At 68.4% G+C, this 16,332-nt stretch carries 9 protein-coding genes and 6 pseudogenes; 5 read left to right on the top strand and 10 right to left on the bottom strand.

Going from position 1 to position 16,332, the window contains the following annotated elements:
* Positions 1-234: 234 nt before the first annotated feature.
* From IM697_RS23985 to IM697_RS23975, 3 genes and pseudogenes are all read right to left on the bottom strand, one after another.
* Positions 235-652: pseudogene (locus IM697_RS23985) on the bottom strand (transposase); the annotation flags it as partial.
* A gap of 687 nt (positions 653-1,339) precedes the next feature.
* On the bottom strand, positions 1,340-4,027 hold the full coding sequence (gene adhE / locus IM697_RS23980) for a bifunctional acetaldehyde-CoA/alcohol dehydrogenase (protein ID WP_194038129.1): 2,688 nt from the start codon (positions 4,025-4,027) through the stop codon (positions 1,340-1,342).
* Between the two features lie 452 nt (positions 4,028-4,479).
* Positions 4,480-4,941 (bottom strand): annotated as a pseudogene (locus IM697_RS23975) (NF041680 family putative transposase); the annotation flags it as partial.
* Between the two features lie 208 nt (positions 4,942-5,149).
* On the opposite strand from IM697_RS23975, the gene IM697_RS44895 reads away from it, so the two are divergent.
* From IM697_RS44895 to IM697_RS23960, 3 genes are all read left to right on the top strand, one after another.
* Positions 5,150-5,485, top strand: a complete 336-nt coding sequence (locus IM697_RS44895; protein ID WP_228045008.1) for a DUF4158 domain-containing protein — start codon at positions 5,150-5,152, stop codon at positions 5,483-5,485.
* A 45-nt stretch (positions 5,486-5,530) separates the two neighbouring features.
* Positions 5,531-5,833 carry a hypothetical protein gene (locus tag IM697_RS23965; RefSeq protein WP_194038127.1) on the top strand — a complete coding sequence of 101 codons (303 nt, stop codon included), beginning with the start codon at positions 5,531-5,533 and terminating at the stop codon, positions 5,831-5,833.
* A 228-nt stretch (positions 5,834-6,061) separates the two neighbouring features.
* Positions 6,062-6,274 (top strand): hypothetical protein, encoded by a 213-nt coding sequence (locus IM697_RS23960; RefSeq protein ID WP_194038125.1) that lies wholly within the window; start codon positions 6,062-6,064, stop codon positions 6,272-6,274.
* A gap of 489 nt (positions 6,275-6,763) precedes the next feature.
* Here the strand turns inward: IM697_RS23960 and IM697_RS23955 are convergent.
* Positions 6,764-7,900: pseudogene (locus IM697_RS23955) on the bottom strand (IS701 family transposase); the annotation flags it as partial.
* A 173-nt stretch (positions 7,901-8,073) separates the two neighbouring features.
* On the opposite strand from IM697_RS23955, the gene IM697_RS23950 reads away from it, so the two are divergent.
* The gene (locus IM697_RS23950) at positions 8,074-8,844 is read left to right on the top strand and encodes a transposase family protein (RefSeq protein ID WP_194038123.1); all 771 of its coding nucleotides are present in this window, start codon (positions 8,074-8,076) and stop codon (positions 8,842-8,844) included.
* A 70-nt stretch (positions 8,845-8,914) separates the two neighbouring features.
* Here the strand turns inward: IM697_RS23950 and IM697_RS23945 are convergent.
* The 6 genes and pseudogenes from IM697_RS23945 to IM697_RS23925 all read right to left on the bottom strand — a co-directional run.
* Positions 8,915-9,795 (bottom strand): IS5 family transposase gene (locus IM697_RS23945; RefSeq protein ID WP_228044136.1). Its coding sequence is split into 2 segments (ribosomal slippage): positions 8,915-9,418 and positions 9,421-9,795, totalling 879 coding nucleotides; the frame shifts between segments, so codons are not numbered across the junction.
* Between the two features lie 1,040 nt (positions 9,796-10,835).
* Positions 10,836-11,387: a hypothetical protein gene (locus tag IM697_RS23940; RefSeq protein WP_194038117.1), complete on the bottom strand. Its 552-nt coding sequence runs from the start codon at positions 11,385-11,387 to the stop codon at positions 10,836-10,838.
* Positions 11,388-11,690: 303 nt separating this feature from the next.
* Positions 11,691-11,889: pseudogene (locus IM697_RS44890) on the bottom strand (transposase); the annotation flags it as partial.
* Positions 11,890-11,923: 34 nt separating this feature from the next.
* Positions 11,924-13,154: pseudogene (locus IM697_RS23935) on the bottom strand (IS110 family RNA-guided transposase).
* A 702-nt stretch (positions 13,155-13,856) separates the two neighbouring features.
* On the bottom strand, positions 13,857-14,105 hold the full coding sequence (locus IM697_RS23930) for a hypothetical protein (RefSeq protein WP_194038114.1): 249 nt from the start codon (positions 14,103-14,105) through the stop codon (positions 13,857-13,859).
* A gap of 322 nt (positions 14,106-14,427) precedes the next feature.
* Positions 14,428-14,874: pseudogene (locus IM697_RS23925) on the bottom strand (transposase); the annotation flags it as partial.
* Positions 14,875-15,222: 348 nt separating this feature from the next.
* Between IM697_RS23925 and IM697_RS23920 the strand changes: the two are divergent.
* Positions 15,223-16,329 (top strand): AAA family ATPase, encoded by a 1,107-nt coding sequence (locus IM697_RS23920; RefSeq protein WP_194038113.1) that lies wholly within the window; start codon positions 15,223-15,225, stop codon positions 16,327-16,329.
* Positions 16,330-16,332: the final 3 nt, after the last annotated feature.

Here is a 16,332-nt window from a genome sequence, read left to right as displayed (position 1 = left end):
CATCGAAACAGCGACGACTGGATCTCTTCCGGCACCTCTTGAGTCCGCGCCAGACGGCGGCGACCTCCCGAATCCCGCATGGCCTCGCGAGCTGCTGGCCGAACTCGCAGAATCTGCCAATGACTCGGAGAAGTTGACACGCACGAGTCGCAGGCAGAACAAGGGCCCTCACCTGCTCATTTGCGCTCTCTACTGCCCCAAAGCCCTGATGGGTCCCGCGCGAACTCCACTCTGCCCGACGGCATTAGGCACCCCGCACCGGTCCCGGCGTCCAGCATCGTCTGCCCACTCCCGGGGCAGGAACATCCACCCGTGCAGCGGGATCGATGCGGCGTCGGTGACCGCGTGCACGCTGACCGCGACCTGACAGTTGGCCTGCTTGCCCACAGCGCCGCAGTACTGGTGCGCGGCGGTGACCGACATCCGGCCATCTTTGGGAAACGACACATCGTCGACCGCCCAGGCATCCGGGCCCATCAGCTGTACCATCCGCTGGGCGAGCAGCCGCTGCACCGGCACCGGATCCCACGTCGACTGACTCACGAACTGCTGCGGGTTCTGCTCGTCGCCGTCCGGCATCAGCTCCCGCAAGTAAGCAGCCGCCCTTGGCCCGCTGGTCCTTGCGCGGAACCGAGGCGAACACATCGGCCATCTCTTGGGTCCGTCCGTGAGGTCGTCGTGCTCGTGATCGAGTCCTGGGTGATCAATGACGACAGCCCTGTCTCTGTGCCGTGCGCGACGGTGCCGGAGGCCCTTCGGTCGAGGCTCGACAACGGCCGGCTTGAGACGTGGCTGACCAGGTCGTCCGGGCGATTGCTGGCCTTCGTGACGAATACCGAGCGTGCGGAGGTCAGGCACGCCAAAGCCGTGAAGCTGAGCGGTCTCCGCCGACGCCGGGGTGCTCGGGCGGATCGATCGCGGCACTGGCCGTGACGTGCGTCGTGACCGCAATGGCCGACAAAATGCTCGTCCGGCTGCTGCGCCCCGCGCACGCGTCGGTGGGCGGGCGGTCTCGGTAGCCGCCGAAGCAGCTTTCGGAACCGGACAGCGGGACGGGATGGTCGCAGTCGGCCCCAGCGGCAGATCGGCATACCGCCTGCCGACGCCGAGCAGGGAGCGGCGAGCGGATGAAGATGCAAGCAGCTCATCAAGTCGGCATGGACGAACAGACGGACCATCGCCGCCAGGGGAATCCCCGTAGGGACAGGGACGATCCCAGGGCTGCCGATACGGACCCCCGGCCGCTGCGACTGGACGACGTGAACAGTCCTCGCACGCGGTCGGACCTCCCGGTCGAAGGCACGGGTACCGGTACCCCTCCTCGCGGACGACCGGTCAGTCAGGCGGAGGCCGGACCAGGGGTGGCAGCCTTCCCGTAGTACGCCGCGCGCATGAGCTGCTGCATGTCGTCGAGCATGGGCATCCGCGGGTTGGCCGGCGCGCACTGGTCCTCGTAGGCGTTCATGGCCTGCTCGGGTAGCGCGTCGAGGAAGCTGTGCTCGTCGACGCCGAGGGCCTGGAACGACGACTCGATACCGACCGCGTCGCGCAGCCGCTCGACGGCGGCGGCGAGTGCTTCCACGCCCTGTTCGGGGGAGTCGGCGGGCAGGCCGAGGGTGCGGGCGATGTCCTGGAAGCGTTCGGGGGCGCGGTAGTTCTCGTACTTGGGCCAGCCCGTGAGCTTCGTGGGAACCGTGCCGTTGTAGCGGATGACGTGCGGCAGCAGCACCGCGTTGGTGCGGCCGTGCGCGATGTGGAAGGTGGCGCCGAGGGTGTGGGACATGGCGTGCACGATGCCGAGGAAGGCGTTGCCGAAGGCCATGCCGGCGATGGTGCCGGCGTTGTGCATCTTCTCTCTGGCGTGCGCACGGTCGGGGCCGCCGTTCTCTGGGCCGCCGTTCACGGACGCCGCGATGTTGTCGAAGATCAGCCGGATCGCGTGCAGGGCAAGGCCGTCGGTGAAGTCGTTGGCGTAGACGGACACGTACGACTCGATGGCGTGCGTGAGGGCGTCGAAGCCACTGTCGGCGGCGAGCGCCGGGGGCAGTTCGGAGGTCAGCAGCGGGTCGACGATGGCCACGCTGGGGGTCAGCGCGTAGTCGGCCAGTGGGTACTTCTTGCCGGTCGCCGGGTCGGAGATGACGGCGAACGGGGTGACTTCGGCGCCGGTGCCGGAGGTGGTGGGCACACACACCAGCCGGGCGCGGGCGCCGAGGACCGGGAAGCGGAAGGCGCGCTTGCGGATGTCGGAGAACTTCTGCCGCATGTCGGCGAAGTCGATGTCGGGCTGTTCGTACAGCAGCCACATCACCTTGGCCGCGTCCATGGGCGAGCCGCCGCCGAGCGCGATGATCGTGTCCGGGCGGAAGTCCCGCATCAGGGCGGCGCCGCGCTGCACGGAGTCGATGCTCGGCTCGGGCTGGACGTTGTCGATGATCTGCAGAGTCACCGGCTCGGCGCGACGCTGCAGCACCCGGCTGACGCGGTCGACGAAGCCGAGGCGGGTCATGACGGCGTCGGTGACGATCGTGACGCGGTGAACGTCCGGCATGGACTGCAGGTAGCGGATGGCCTGCGGCTCGAAGTAGATCTTCGGCGGCACCTTGAACCACTGCAGGTTGTTGTGACGGGTGCTCACCCGCTTGACGTTCAGCAGCTGTGCGGCGGAGACGTTGTTGGACACCGACGTGCTGCCCCACGAACCGCACCCCAGTGTGAGCGACGGCAGCAGGCTGTTGTAGACGCCGCCGATGGCGCCCTGCGAGGAGGGGGAGTTGACGATGACCCGGACGGTCTTCATCCGCCGGCCGTACGCTTCGGCGAGTTCACGGTCCTCGGTGTGGATGACGGCGCTGTGGCCCTGGCCGTGGAAGGCGACCATGTCGGCGGCCAGGTCGAAGCCGTGGCGCTGTGAACCGGCGCGCAGCACGGTCAGCACCGGGCAGAGCTTCTCGCGGGTCAACGGCTCCTCGGGCCCCACCCGTTCGGCCTCGACCAGGATCAGCGAGGTGCCCTCCGGCACGCTGAACCCGGCCCTTTCCGCGATCCACGCGGAACTCTGGCCGACGGCGGCGGCGTTCACCTTGGGCTCGCAGCCCTTGTTCGCGGCGCCGGAAACGGGGAACAGGAAGGCCTCCAGCTTCGCCTTCTCCTCCGCGGTGGCCAGGTGGGCGTGCAGGGTGCGGAACTCGGCCAGCGCCGCGTCGTAGATCTCGTCGTCCAGGATCACGGCCTGCTCGGAGGCGCAGATCATCCCGTTGTCGAACGACTTGGACAGCACCAGGTCGTTCACGGCCCGGCGCAGCTTGGCGCTCTGGTGGACGTAGGCGGGAACGTTGCCGGCGCCGACGCCGAGCGCGGGCTTTCCGGCCGAGTAGGCGGCCTTGACCATGGCGTTGCCGCCGGTGGCGAGGATGAGGGAGACGCCGCAGTGGTGCATGAGGGTGCGGGTGGCCTCGATGGAGGGGGTCTCGATCCACTGGATGCAGTGCCCGGGTGCTCCGGCGGCGATGGCCGCGTCGCGCACGATCCGGGCGGCCTCGGCGCTGCAGCGCTGGGCGGAGGGGTGGAAGGCGAAGACGACCGGGTTGCGGGTCTTCAGCGCCATCAGCGCCTTGAAGATCGTGGTGGAGGTCGGGTTGGTGACCGGGGTGATGGCGCACACCACGCCCACCGGCTCGGCGATCTCGACCATGTCGTCGATGTCGTCGCGGGCAATGACACCGACTGTCTTCATCTTGCCCATGCTGTGCGTGACGTGCTCGCACGCGAACATGTTCTTGGCGGCCTTGTCCTCGAACAGGCCGCGTCCGGTCTCCTGCACGGCGAGCAGGGCCAGTTCGGTGTGCTGGTCGAGGGCGGCCACCGATGCCTTCTTGACGATGTGGTCGACCTGTTCCTGGTCCAGCGTCTCGTAGTCGGTGAGAGCCTTGAGACCGTTGGCGACCAGCCGGTCCACGGCTACGGCGGTCTCGGACGGTCCGCTGTCGGGAGTGGGGGTGCGGTTGCGGTCGTCCTGTCCGGTCATGGTGGGCGTGCCTCCGTCGTCGGGTTCCACAGCGCGGGTGGGGAGCGGCACCGCGAGGGATCGGTACCGCTCCCACGACCACTGTCCCTCGGGCCCGTTGCGTTACCCCCGCGCCGATGGGCCCCGGCGGAGGGCCGACCGGCCCTGATTCGGGCGAGTGGCGGGTGGGGCAAAGCGGGTACATGGCCGATCATGGGGCGGGTCATACACCGCCGGCGGCCTGCCTGGGGGCCGCGCCTGCCTGTCGGTGGGTGCCGGTGAGCCGGCCGGGGGGCTTGTGGGACCGGGGGCGGGGACCGGTGCTGCGAGTGACTGGTGCCCCGTTGCGTGACGTGACGCCGGGTCGGTACCGGCTGCGGCCGCGTCCACGGGAGCGTGTCGGTGCGTTGAGCCTGCGTAGGGCGCCCGCGGGTGCGTCGGACCGGGATAAATCAGGCTCCGTGGGGGGAGGCCCGGGCGAGGGTGAGTCGGCGGGGCTTGGCGGGTTTCTCCCAGGGGCGCCGCAGGTCGGAGGCGGACTGTCGGAGGAGCCGGAGCTGGGTGTGGACCGCGATGATCAGCCAGGTCCAGCGGTCGCCGGCCCCGAGGGTGCGGAGCTTCGGCCGGGTCCAGCCGTGGATCTGCTTGATCATGCGGAAGGTGTGGTCCACGTCGAATCTCCTCAGGAACGCCTGCCAGCGCACATCGACGTCCTCGCCGCTCAGGCCGGTGGTGGACGACCTCAGCCAGACCGGGAGCGGGTCGCCGTCGCCGGGCAGGTGGTGTACCTCCAGACGGATCAACGTGCCCTCGATTACGGGGAGTTCACCGGTGTGGTCGACCCAGGCCGAGCGGGTGGTCAGCTGGGGGTGGATGCGGTCCCAGGCCATCGCGCAGGCGGTGCCGTACCGGTCGGCGACCTGAGCGGTGGCCGATGACTCTGGACTGCGTGCGGCCGTGGGGCCGGGAACAACCAGGGCCACACCCTGATCGGGCCGTATGACGCCGGGGCCCAGGCCCAGGACGGGGGTGCGGCCGCCCGCCCGGTCCGGCTGCGGCCTCACCCTCGACAAGGACCTCCCGGATGGCACGTGCGGCCTGTCGTGGGCCGCGGCATGCTGGATCGTCGGCCTGGTGCCGTCGATGCTGTGGCAGCCGGTAGAGGCCATGGCCGCCGACATCGACGTCCCCGGACTGCTGGCCGGGGACCAGGCTGCCGAACTCGTCGGCGCCGCCAACCCGCCGCCCTGTGCGAGCACCCCCTTCTCCGTCGGTGTGCTGGACGACGCGGACCGGGCTCTGATCGAGTCCAGGCGTCGGTCCCACGACCGGCTGGGCTCCGCGGTCCAGCTGACGACCGTGCGCTACGTCGGGGTGTTCCGGGACGACTCGACGGACATCCCGGCGGAGGTCGCCCGCCGATTACCTCGCCGAACGACTCGGCATCGCGGACACCTCAATGCTGAAGGCGCACGGTGAACGGGTGAAGACCCGGTTCGGGTGAAGACCCGGTTCGCTGGAGGGGTGCCGAGGGAGCTCGGCAACCGGTTCGGCGCCGTACGGCCGTTCCTGAAGCTCCTGGTCCAAGTCGTCGACTTCGGCGCGACTCCCAAGGGCCCGCCCGTGCTGAAGGCCCTGCGGACACTGCCGGTCCTGATGCGCCGCAAGAAGATCGGCCCCACCGACATCGACGCGTCTATGCTGATCGGCTCGGTCTCCGGCCAACGCGTGCCGCAGCCCCGATCCGCTGGCCCGGACGGACCTTGTGGGAGCAGTGGTCGCGCGGCAAAGTGGTTGGCGCGCAACCTGGTCGGAGGTGCCTCGTGACAACGGACATCCCTGCTCCCGTCTCTGTGGCGGAGTTGATCGCGCAGCGCCGAAGGGGGGCGCTACCACGCCGGGGACGGTTACCTCAGCTCCGACGAGGTCGCAGGCGCCTGGCCGGTCGTCTGGGATTTCGACGCGGTCATCCAAGCCAACGGCGTCCGAACCAAGACCGCGCAAGCGACGGGCACGTACGGCACCAACAGTTGGACCGAGTACCACGCCGACGACGTGCAGCGGGTCGCCCACGCGATCGCCGATGGCACGGCCGTGCTCCAGCCTCGTTGGCGCAAGGACACAGAGGAAGGCCGCGAGGCACAGCAGCAGCGGTACGAGCACTGGCGTCGGCAGGTCGTGCGGACGCGATGGATCCAGAGCGCGATCGTGCTGGGCCTGCTGTTGGGCGTCGGCGTGGTGTGGTTCCTGGTGGCTCGTGCCTCCTGAGACAGTGCGCTCCGCGAGGAGTTTTCACGGACGCGGGGCGTACGGCGAGGCCGATCCTTCGTGGCACCCGCGCGCGTAAGACGGTCTCATAAGTCCCACGCGTGTTCCCCTTCGCAGGTCAGCGTGACGTGGTCTGGTCTCACGGCGGTATGCGAAGGCCTCTCTCACGGGTGGGGGCGGGGCCGGTTGGGTCCTGCGGTCCAGCGGGTCTAGTACTCCAGTTGCAGTTCTCCATATGCCCTGGTCAGAGGGCTCGTTCGGAGTCTAGTTGGCTGACGTCCCGTCAGGATGGCGGTGGTTCGTGACTCACCCGATCGGGGTGCGTGCGGCGTTGGTAGTGGCAGTGGCGGGCGATGGCCTGGTGACGTCGGCGCCAGCTTGACCAGCGGAGACGGTGCCTGGGCGAGTGGCGTCGGACTGTGGGGGGATGGACAAGGTCCAGGAGCCTTCGGATTTCTGCCACGGTGAGGGGAGCGAGGCTGCTCGAACCGTTTCCTCGACCCCCTTTTCGAGGGCCTGGGCTGTCATCGCCGCCAGGAAAGCGTGCGCGAGCATGGCCAGGGTGATGTGGCGATACCAGCCGACGTAACGGCGGACTTCGTACTGGTCCAGGCCGCATTCGTTCTTCGCTGCCTGGAAGCATTCCTCGATGGCCCATCGGGAGCCAGCCACCTGGACCAGCTGGGAGACGGTGGCGTCCGCCGGGGCGAAAGCGAGGTAGTACGCGATCTCCTCGGGACGCGCCAGGCTGCGACGGGCCAGCACCCAGCGGTCGTGGGCGGGATCGGAACCGTCGACGGTGGGCAGCTTGGCCGCGGCCCAGTCATAGACCCGCGGCCCCTTCGCGCCATGGCCGCAGGAGATCCGCTCCCATGCCTCGGCCGGGGCACCGGTCAGGACATGGTCGATGCGCCAGCTGCCCGCTGGCGACTTGACCTGCTGCGACTTGGGCACCGCCAGGACGTAGCCCACACCGGCCTCCTCCAGCATCCGACGGAAGTGCCACTCCTGCCCGTAGGCCGCATCCGCGGTCACCCAGGCGATCGGCAAGGCGGAATCCAGCGCCCGCCGGACCATGGCGCGTGCAAGTTCCGGCTTGGTCGCGAAGGACCTGTCCTCCGGGACCCGGGCGGCGCGGCACCGGTCCGGATCCTCGGTCCAGGACTTGGGCAGGTAGAGCTCGCGGTCCACCAAGGCCCTTCCCTTGGCTGAGGCGTAGGCGGCGAACACCCCGATCTGGCAGTTCTCCGTGCGGCCGGCGGTGCCGGAATATTGCCGTTGCACCCCGGCGGAGACGGTGCCCTTCTTGATGAAGCCGGTGTCGTCGACGATCAGCACACCGCCATGCTGCCCGAGCCGCTCGGCTACGTAATCCTGCAGGTCGGCGCGGATCTCATCCGGATCCCACTGGCACCACGACAGCAGCCGCTGCAGCCCGTACGGGGTGTCATGGCCCGCATGCTCGGCCAGCTGCCAGCTGTTCTTCCGGCCCACCGGCGCCAACAGGCCACGCACGTAGTCCCGCATCCGCCGCCGCGGCTCGACGCGGCCGAACCGCTCACCCACCCGGAGCAGCAGCGACTCCAACTCGCCTTCCCACAGACCTACTTCGACACCGCTCTCCATCTCCATAACCGGTTCCAACGCACCCCGATCGGGTGAGTCACGAACCACCGCCATCCTGACGGGACGTCAGCCAACTAGACTCCGAACGAGCCCTCTGACCAGGGCATATGGAGAACTGCAACTGGAGTACTAAAGCGTGTTGCAGAACGCTGTGATCAGGGCATTTCCCTTGCATGGGTGGGGTGTTGAGGGCTGAGCCGGTCTGGGTGGAGACGTTCACCGGTCTGCGGGCTGAGCAGTTCGGGCGGCTGCTAAGGGCGGTTCGGGAACGTGGTGGTGAGGGGTGCGGGTGGGGTCGTCCGTGGCGGCTTCCGCTGGCCGAGCGGGTGCTGCTGGTGGCTGTCTACTACCGCACGAACCTCACGATGCGGCAGCTCGCCCCGCTGTTCGGCATCTCCCCGGCGACCGTGTGCCGGGTGATCCAGCGGCTGGGGCCGCTGCTCGCGCTCGAGCCGGTACGTGCCCCGCAGGAGGCAGTCGAGCGGTTGTGGATCGTGGACGGCACCCTCATCCCGGTCCGTGACCGAGGTGTGGGTGCCTCCTCGCGTAACTACCGTTTCTCAGCAAACGTGCAGGTCATCGTGGACGCAGACACCCGGCTCGTGGTGGCCGCGGCCCGTCCGCTGCCGGGCACCACCGCGGACGCGCACGCCTGGCGGCGCTCCGGACTGGCCGAGCACTGCGAAGGCGTGACGGTGCTCGGCGACGGCGCTTATCTCAACACCGGCCTGATCGTCCCGCACCGCAAACGCCCCGGACGGCCGCTACTCAAGGGCGAAGAGGAGGACAACGCGGAGCACCGCAAGGTCCGCGCCCGTGTGGAGCATGTGATCGGACGGATGAAGAATTACAAGATCCTGCGTGACTGCCGGCAGCGCGGCGACGGCCTCCATCACGCCGTTCAGGCCGTCGCCCGCATGCACAACCTCGCCCTCACCGCGTGACCAGACGCGACAAACGCCCAGTTCAGCCTGCCTGATCACAGCGTTCTGCAACACGCTTTAGGGTCCGTCTTCAAACGGATCTTGCCCAGAGCAGGAACGACGCAAGTGTGACCGCCGCTTCGTAGGAGGTGGCGGTCTTCTCGTATCTGGTGGCGATGCCGCGGAAGCCTTTGAGCCGGTTGAAGCAGCGCTCGATGATGTTGCGCTGGCGGTAGATCTCCCGGTCGAACCCAGGTGGCCTGCCGCCGCGGTGACCGCGATTGTGCCGGTGCCCTCGCTGGTCGTTCTTCTCCGGGATGGTGTGCGCGATGCCGCGCTTGCGCAGGTAGACGCGGAAGGCGCGGGAGCTGTAGGCCTTGTCCGCGATGACATGGTCGGGCCGACAGCGCGGTCGGCCCAGGCCGTGGCGAGGGACACGGATCCGTTCGAGAAGAGGGCGTGCGCAGATGCTGTCGTGCCGCTGGCCCGGGGTCACCAGCACGGCGAGAGGGCGGCCTTGGCCGTCGCAGGCCAGGTGGATTCTGGTGGTCAGGCCTCCTCGGGATCGGCCGAGGGCGTGATCGTCCGGTTCGTCCGGCCGGTGCTGCCCCCTTTTCGGCCGGTAGCGGCAGCGTGCTGGTGGGCGCGGACGATGGTCGAGTCGATCTGCACCAGCCAGTCGATGTCACCGGCCGCGTCAGCCCGGGCCTGGATCTGCTGCAGGGCCCGGGTGAACACACCGTCCAGAGCGTAGCGGCGGAAGCGGGTGTACACCGTCTGCCACGGCCCATAGCGTTCCGGCAGGTCACGCCAGGAGATCCCCGTCCGGATCTTGTAGACCATCCCGTTGACGACCTGCCGGTCTTCCACACGCGGCCGCCCTGTGGCAGCCCGCGGTATCAGCGGAGCGAGTAACTCCCACTCCTGATCGCTGAGTTCATGACGACATACCACCCCACCATGATCCACCATCTGACGATCTTTGAAGACAGACCCTAGGTCGTATGGCAGTCGGCCGGGGGGCAGCGGTCGTGTCAGCTGTGGTCATATCCGAAGAGACCCCATCCAGCGGTTGACGTGGCCACCGCCACGTGGCCTCCACGTGGGCGAGCCGGACAGGCAGGAGCCGGGGCACCCAGTCCAGGACGCCCCGGTCATTCACTCGGCTGGCCCGTTCTACAGTAGGGTCAAAGTGCTTTCCCAGATGTAGTCGGATCCGAGGTAGCCATTCCAGTCGGACCAGCCATGCGGTTGGATCTCAAGCATCGGGGAGTATATGTTCCCTTTCCCCTCCGGGCGCAGATAGCATCTGGTCTGATAGCGCCAGAAGTTGGTCGGGTGCGGGAAGACATGGCAGTTCCAGTAGTGCCATCCCTGACCCAGCCGCAAGTTGTACGCGGTCCGAGCCGTTCCCCACGGGTAGAGCTCGGTCCACTCGTGGGTCCAGTGATAGTTCCCTGCGGCTAGCCAGATCCGCCTGTCGTTGGGAATGATTGTCGTATATCCACCATAGTCGCCCGCGCGACTGGCAAGGAATATGTCACGCCGTAACTCCTCACCGTCGGCCCTCGCTGGTGATGCTGTCAGCAAAACGCCCATGGCGACAGCGAGCGCCGTAAGCATTCTGGCGATTTTCGTCCTCATTCCTCGAACTCCTCCTCTTTTGAAGACCGCAAGTCGTCGCATGTGACGGCTGTGAAGTCGAAGTCGTGACCGTGCCACGAGTGGTGGTGCTGGTGGGGCTGTAGCCGGGCAGTGGGCGCTGGGCACCGGGGGCACCGTCGGGACCAGTCGGCCCCGATCGAGGTAGGCCCGCCGTCGCGAAGCGGTCGTCAGCCACGCCGCCGCGCTTTGTCGGGGCCGAGTTGAGCGTGCCGAGGGGATGGGGGTCCGCTCCGGCACGCATCAGCCTCAAACGCTCCGGCGAACGGCGTGACCTGACCGAACGGCTCAATCCGTGCTCCGGCGGATCGAGCCGGCCTCCCGCCCGGGTGGTGCGTGGGGATCGCGGGTCAGGCCCGGATCCAGAGGGAGCTGGTCCGGTCGTTCATCCAGTCGCCGACATAAGGCACATTGGGCCCGTCGCCCGTCCCGTCGTACCAGTACTGCGAGTCGCCGTCCCTGTTGTAACCGTCGTAGATGGTCACCTCACGGCAGTAGCTGTACGTGTAGAAGCCGGAGATCTCGTTGTCCCAGATGAGGTTCGGCCGCAGGCGGTAGCCGGATGAGTCGCAGCGCTGGTCCGCGTCCGACACGACGATGCGCGTGACGTCCCCCGGGTTGTTGTAGGCGTTCCAGAACCACTCCATGAGCAGAATGTTGAGTGCGGCCGCCGCCCTGAAGGCCGACGAGGTCGGGTCATTGCTGCATGTCTGGGACTTCACCGGCGAGAAGCCCCCGTCGACCGACTTGCCGACCTCGACAACGCAGTACTTCCCGTCCCGCTTGCCGTCGTGCGCACCGTCCGCCGTGGCGGCGCCGGTCGAGACACCCGTAATGAGCAGGACCGAGGCGATCACCGCCAGCGGCCGGCGGGTCCGCTCGGCACCCTTGCGAGCATTCATAGCACTCCCTCCGTGAGGTGTGACGGGCGCGGCCTGGCACCCGCGCCTGCCGGTTCTGGTGGTCAGGCAGGGTTTGGAGTCCCGTGGCCGTGTCCCGAGGGATGCCGACGCTGGCAGGGCGCTCCAACGGCGCGCAAGAAATCGGTGTCTCATGGGACGCTGGGACGCCGAAACAGGTAAGGACCTCGTGCTTCCTCTGACCCGCTGGGACGCTGGTGGGACAGAGCACGGGTGCGGCAGGACGGCGTTGAGAGCCCGGGGTGCCCTCTCGCCACAGCAACCGTCCGACCGCGTGGGCGCGGTTCTCCCGGAGACCGGCCCATCGACGACCACCTTGCGGGCCTGGGCGGCGGTGACCTCGGCGACATCGTCGGCCGGGCCGAGATGGACAGCGTCCAGGAGCTGGCACCAGGACGTCCGGCCCGATTCCAGGGCGGCGACGAACGAGTACGGCCAACCAGGCACGAACTGGTCCGAGCCCGATGCGGCCGTAGACGTGGCAGACCTCTCATGTCGTTGGCGGTCAGGTCGGTTGGTCATGCGACCAGCGCGAGGTGACTGACGAAGGCGCGTTCGGGGTCGTAGAGGGGGCGGTTCTGCAGCCAGTGGTAGAGGCAGCCGAGGAGCATATTGAACAGGTTCCTCAACGCTGCGGTGTGGCGTTCGCCGCTGGTTCGTCGGCGGTCGTAGTGGGCACGTGGTTCTTCGGATCTCAGAGCGGCGACGGCCCACACGTAGCTGACGGAGGCGAGCCGCCGGTTCTTGATGGTGCGGGCGACGACGACATCGCTGCGGTCCGAGGCTCGGGTGACTGGTGCCGCGCCGGCGTATGCCTTGAGGGCTCGGGCGTCGGCGAACCGGCTCGGGTTGTCGCCGATCCCGGCGCGGATACGGGCCCGGACATGGTCGACAAGCCGGGGAGGCTGGTGATGATCTCGGCGTCGGGGTCGGCGAGGAAGGCCTGTTCGGTTGCTTCCGCAAGGTCCTCCACGCTCTTGCAGGCGGCGTCGAGCTGTTGGAACAGGGCAGCGGTCTGGCGACCCATGGCCTGCTCGACCAGAGGTAGTTGGTGGGACTGGTCCGCTCGGAAGATCTGCGAAGCCGTTCGACCAGCTCGTCGGTGTTGCGGCGGCGGCCGGTCCGGTTGATCAGGGACCGCAGTTGGGCCCGGGTGAGCCTGGCCGCCTGGGTCGGCGTTGGGGCCGCTTCCACCACAGCTCGTGCCGGAGCCGAGTCCAGGCCCAGCCGGCCGCTGCCGTGGAAGGCCAGCAGGGCTGCTGGGTGGTATTCGGGCAGGTGGGAGCGGAGCCGGTTGACGAGCTGGCCCTTGTCCCAGACCGCGTCCTGGTGGGCGCGGGCCAGCACGGCGACGGCCTGGCCGAGCTCGCTGTCGGTGGGCAGCGGCCGGTGGGCCCTGATGTCGGTGCGCAGGATGTTGGCCAGGATACGGGCGTCTGCGGCGTCCGACTTCGCGCGGCAGACGCTGCCGCGGTCCCGGTAGCGGGCGACCGCCAGCGGGTTGATCGAGTAGACCTTCCGGGCGGTGGCCCGCAGGCAGGCGACCAGCAGGCCGCGGGGTGTCTCGATGGCGAAGGGGATGGGATCGTCGGGGCTGTCGGCATGGCGGGCTAGCAGTTCGAGCAGGGCCTGGAAGCCCGCGCTGTCGTCGCTGATCCGCAGCTTGGCCAGCTGCTCGCCGGCCTGGTCGACAAGGGCTATGTCGTGGTGGTTCTCCGCCCAGTCGATCCCGCAGGTCACTCCGCCCAACCTTGTTCTCCTCTGCCTATCGGAAGCACGTACACGCAGGTCAGCTCTGTGCGGAGCACACGGCGCTCTAATTAGAAGTGCTCCAGGCACGCCATCTCACGAGGCGTTCGTGTCCCCCGCGACCGGCAGGGACCTCGGTCTATGGGAGAGCTCCAGGCTCGAGAACTGCTGAGAGGTCGGCCCCTGCCAGCGGGCTGAGGACATGAAACTCACGGTGGCAGCATCACCGGGCGAGACTTCCCGCCGGGAGGCTGTGGGCCTGACGGTTTGCAGTTCTACGCCCAGTGCGCCGCCATTGGTGAGCGGGGCCTGTCTAGCCTTGGGGATCTTTGTCCCGGAACGGCGGTAAGCCTCCGCGTCACCATCACCTGGTCTGCCCTCCAGGACGAACGACCAGGGGTCGCGGGAGCGGCGGGAGGGACCGGTCTGGCGCGAGGGATGGACTCCCAGAACAACCGAAGGCCTCCGCCCTGCCGCACCTCGGCGGGACGGGACTTGCCACAGCCGAACCGTCTCCGCTGATGAGCTATTGGAACAGGCGGTCCCGGCTGGTCGGGGCATCCACCAGCTCGCCTGTGCGCTGGAGGCGCTGGGTGATCCCGACGACGTCGGACTGAGGGGGCATCGCCGGAGACCGCGCTGCGCGCCAGCGCCGCCTCGTCCTGCCTTTCCTCGACAAGCCATACGAGTGGGTTCGTCGGGTCAGGGAGTACTGGCTGCGGCCGTGATGATCGCTGGCCGGTGTTGCCGCTGTACGCCGGGAGTCTCCCGCAGTTCGCCTCCAGGTGCTGCAGGTAGGCGCGGACGCGAACGAGCCTGAGCCCCGTCTGCGGGCGCGGCGTTGCTGGGGCGGATGTTCACCTTGAGCCGGCGCCAGGCCCAGTGGGCGTCGATGATGTCCGGCGCGAGGTCGAGGACGCAGTGCAGCGCCCAGACCAGGAGCGGCGACATGGTGGCCGAGTGGATGACGACCTCCTTGTTCTCGCCTCTGTCCCGGCTGACGTTGTCGCCGAGGAAGTCGATGATGGCCCGCGCCCGGGTCTTCCCACGGCGGCATCACCAGCCGGTCCTCGGGCAGCAGGTGCACGCGGGTCAGGGCGAACAACTGCCGCTCGTGCACTCCGGTGGAGCCCTTCTCGCCCAGGTGTGCGGCGTACTGCGACGGCATCTCCTGGTCCACGTCCGTGAGTCGCGCGATGCCCCTGGCTTCGAGCCAGCGGGCGAACTTCCGGAAACGGGTCTGTCAAACGAGCGGTGTAACTGGGGTTGTTGGTTACTGTCGGGCTGCTGAGAGTCGACCGTCGAAGGTGATGTCGAAGGCGTTCAGCGCGGTCTTCCAGCGCATGGTCCAGCGGGCCTGGCCCTTGCCCGTGGGGTTGAGCGACATGATCGCCATGTGGACGCACTTCAACGCGGCCTGCTCGCTGGGGAAGTGGCCGCGGGCCTTGACCGCCCGTCGTATCCGCGCATTCACCGACTCAATTGCGTTGGTGGTGCAGACGATGCGGCGGATCTCGGTGTCGAACTGCAGGAACGGGGTGAATTCCTCCCAGGCGTTCTCCCACAGCTTCACGATCGCCGGATACTTTCTGCCCCACGCGTCAGCGAACTCCGCGAACCGCTCCAGGGCGGCCTCCTCGGTCGGTGCCGTGTAGACGGGCTTGAGGAACTTGGCGATCTTGTCCCAGTCCTGGCGGGCGGCATAGCGGAAGTGTGACCTTGCGGCTTGGGGTCGGTAGTGGTGAGAGTCGGTGGTGCTGGTCTGGTGGTGTGCTGTGTCGGCGCTGGTCAGTGGGGTGTTGGGGCGGGATCGGCACTGTCATGAGGCGAGAGCCTGATGGGCGGGGTCGCTGTCGTGAGGCTTTATCTGATGGTGGGTGATGCTGTCTCAGGTTCGTGAGTTCTGATGCGGTGGGGCGGGCTGGGCAGGTGTGATCGGGGGGTGGATCAAGGTAGAGGGGCCGGCCGGGGGGCTGTGCTGCCGAGGGCGTTGGTGGTGCGTCGTCTGCTGGAGCGGCAGCAGGCTGGGGAGTTGTCGACGCGGCATGTGCGGGCGGTTGCTGAGACGGTGGGTGTTTCGGAGCGTACGGTCTGGCGCTGGCTGGAGCAGGCGAAGGCGACGGGGCGGGCGGAGGCGCCGGTCCGGCAGGGATACGTGGTGTCGGACGAGGTGTGGGAGCTGCTGGGTGAGGCGGGGGGCAATGTCTCGGAGCTGAGGCGTCGGCTGGTGGCTGCCGGCGGTGAGGTGCCAGTTCCGTCGATGTCGACGTTGAGCCGGGTGATCCGCAGGGACCGACGGGCGGGGCGGGCTTTGCTGACCGGGCGGGAGCCTGAGGTGGCCGGGCCGCGCCGGGCGGATCCCCTCAGCGAGCTGGGCCTGAACGTGGTGGCCGAGAAAGGCGTCGGTGGGCAGGTGTTTCTGCGGGAGCAGAAGCACCTGGCGCAGGTCCCGGTCCTGGTCCCGGATGCCCAGGTGGTGCACACGCCTGCTGTGCGGTCGGTGCTGCGGACGGTCGCGCACGCGGCCGCGGTCGGGGCGGTGGTGTGTCTGTACGGCGACGCTGGCCAGGGTAAGACCGTCGCGTTGCAGTACGCCCTTTCCCAGTTGCCGCACCCGGCCCGGGTCCGTCGGGTCCATGTCGGTGTGCACCCGACGGTTCCCGAACTGCGCCGGGTGCTCGCAGACGCCCTCGAGCTGGGCAGGCGTCTGCCGCGCGGGGCGGGGGAGGCCGACCTGATGCTGGTGAACGCGCTACGGCAGCCCCGCGTGCTGGTACTGGACGAGGCACAGCGCCTTCCGGGGCCGGCGCTGGAGTTTCTGCGCGGGCTATGGGACCACCCGGACACGGACACGGCACTCGTGCTGGCGGGCGCGGGCAGCGAACGGGCGCTGCGCCGGGTGCCCGCGCTGGCCTCTCGGGTGCTGACCTGGGAGTTGGTGCCGCGCCTCAGCCCGCGCGAGGTGGCAACCGTCATGGCTGCCTTCCACCCGCTGTGGGAGGACGTCAGCGAGGACGATGTCGTGTGGGTGGACGAGCATGTGGGCCACGGCAATTTCCGGACGTGGGCGAAGCTGACCTCGCACCTGACCGCCGAGATCTACGGCAAGAGCCGTGCGGTGGTGGACCGCCGGTTGCTGGAGCGGGCCTGCGCACGGCTCATGGGGCCGCTGTGACCG

It is taken from the genome of Streptomyces ferrugineus, from assembly GCF_015160855.1.
Lineage (GTDB): Bacteria > Actinomycetota > Actinomycetes > Streptomycetales > Streptomycetaceae > Streptomyces > Streptomyces ferrugineus.
This window is presented reverse-complemented; position numbering and strand designations above follow the sequence as displayed.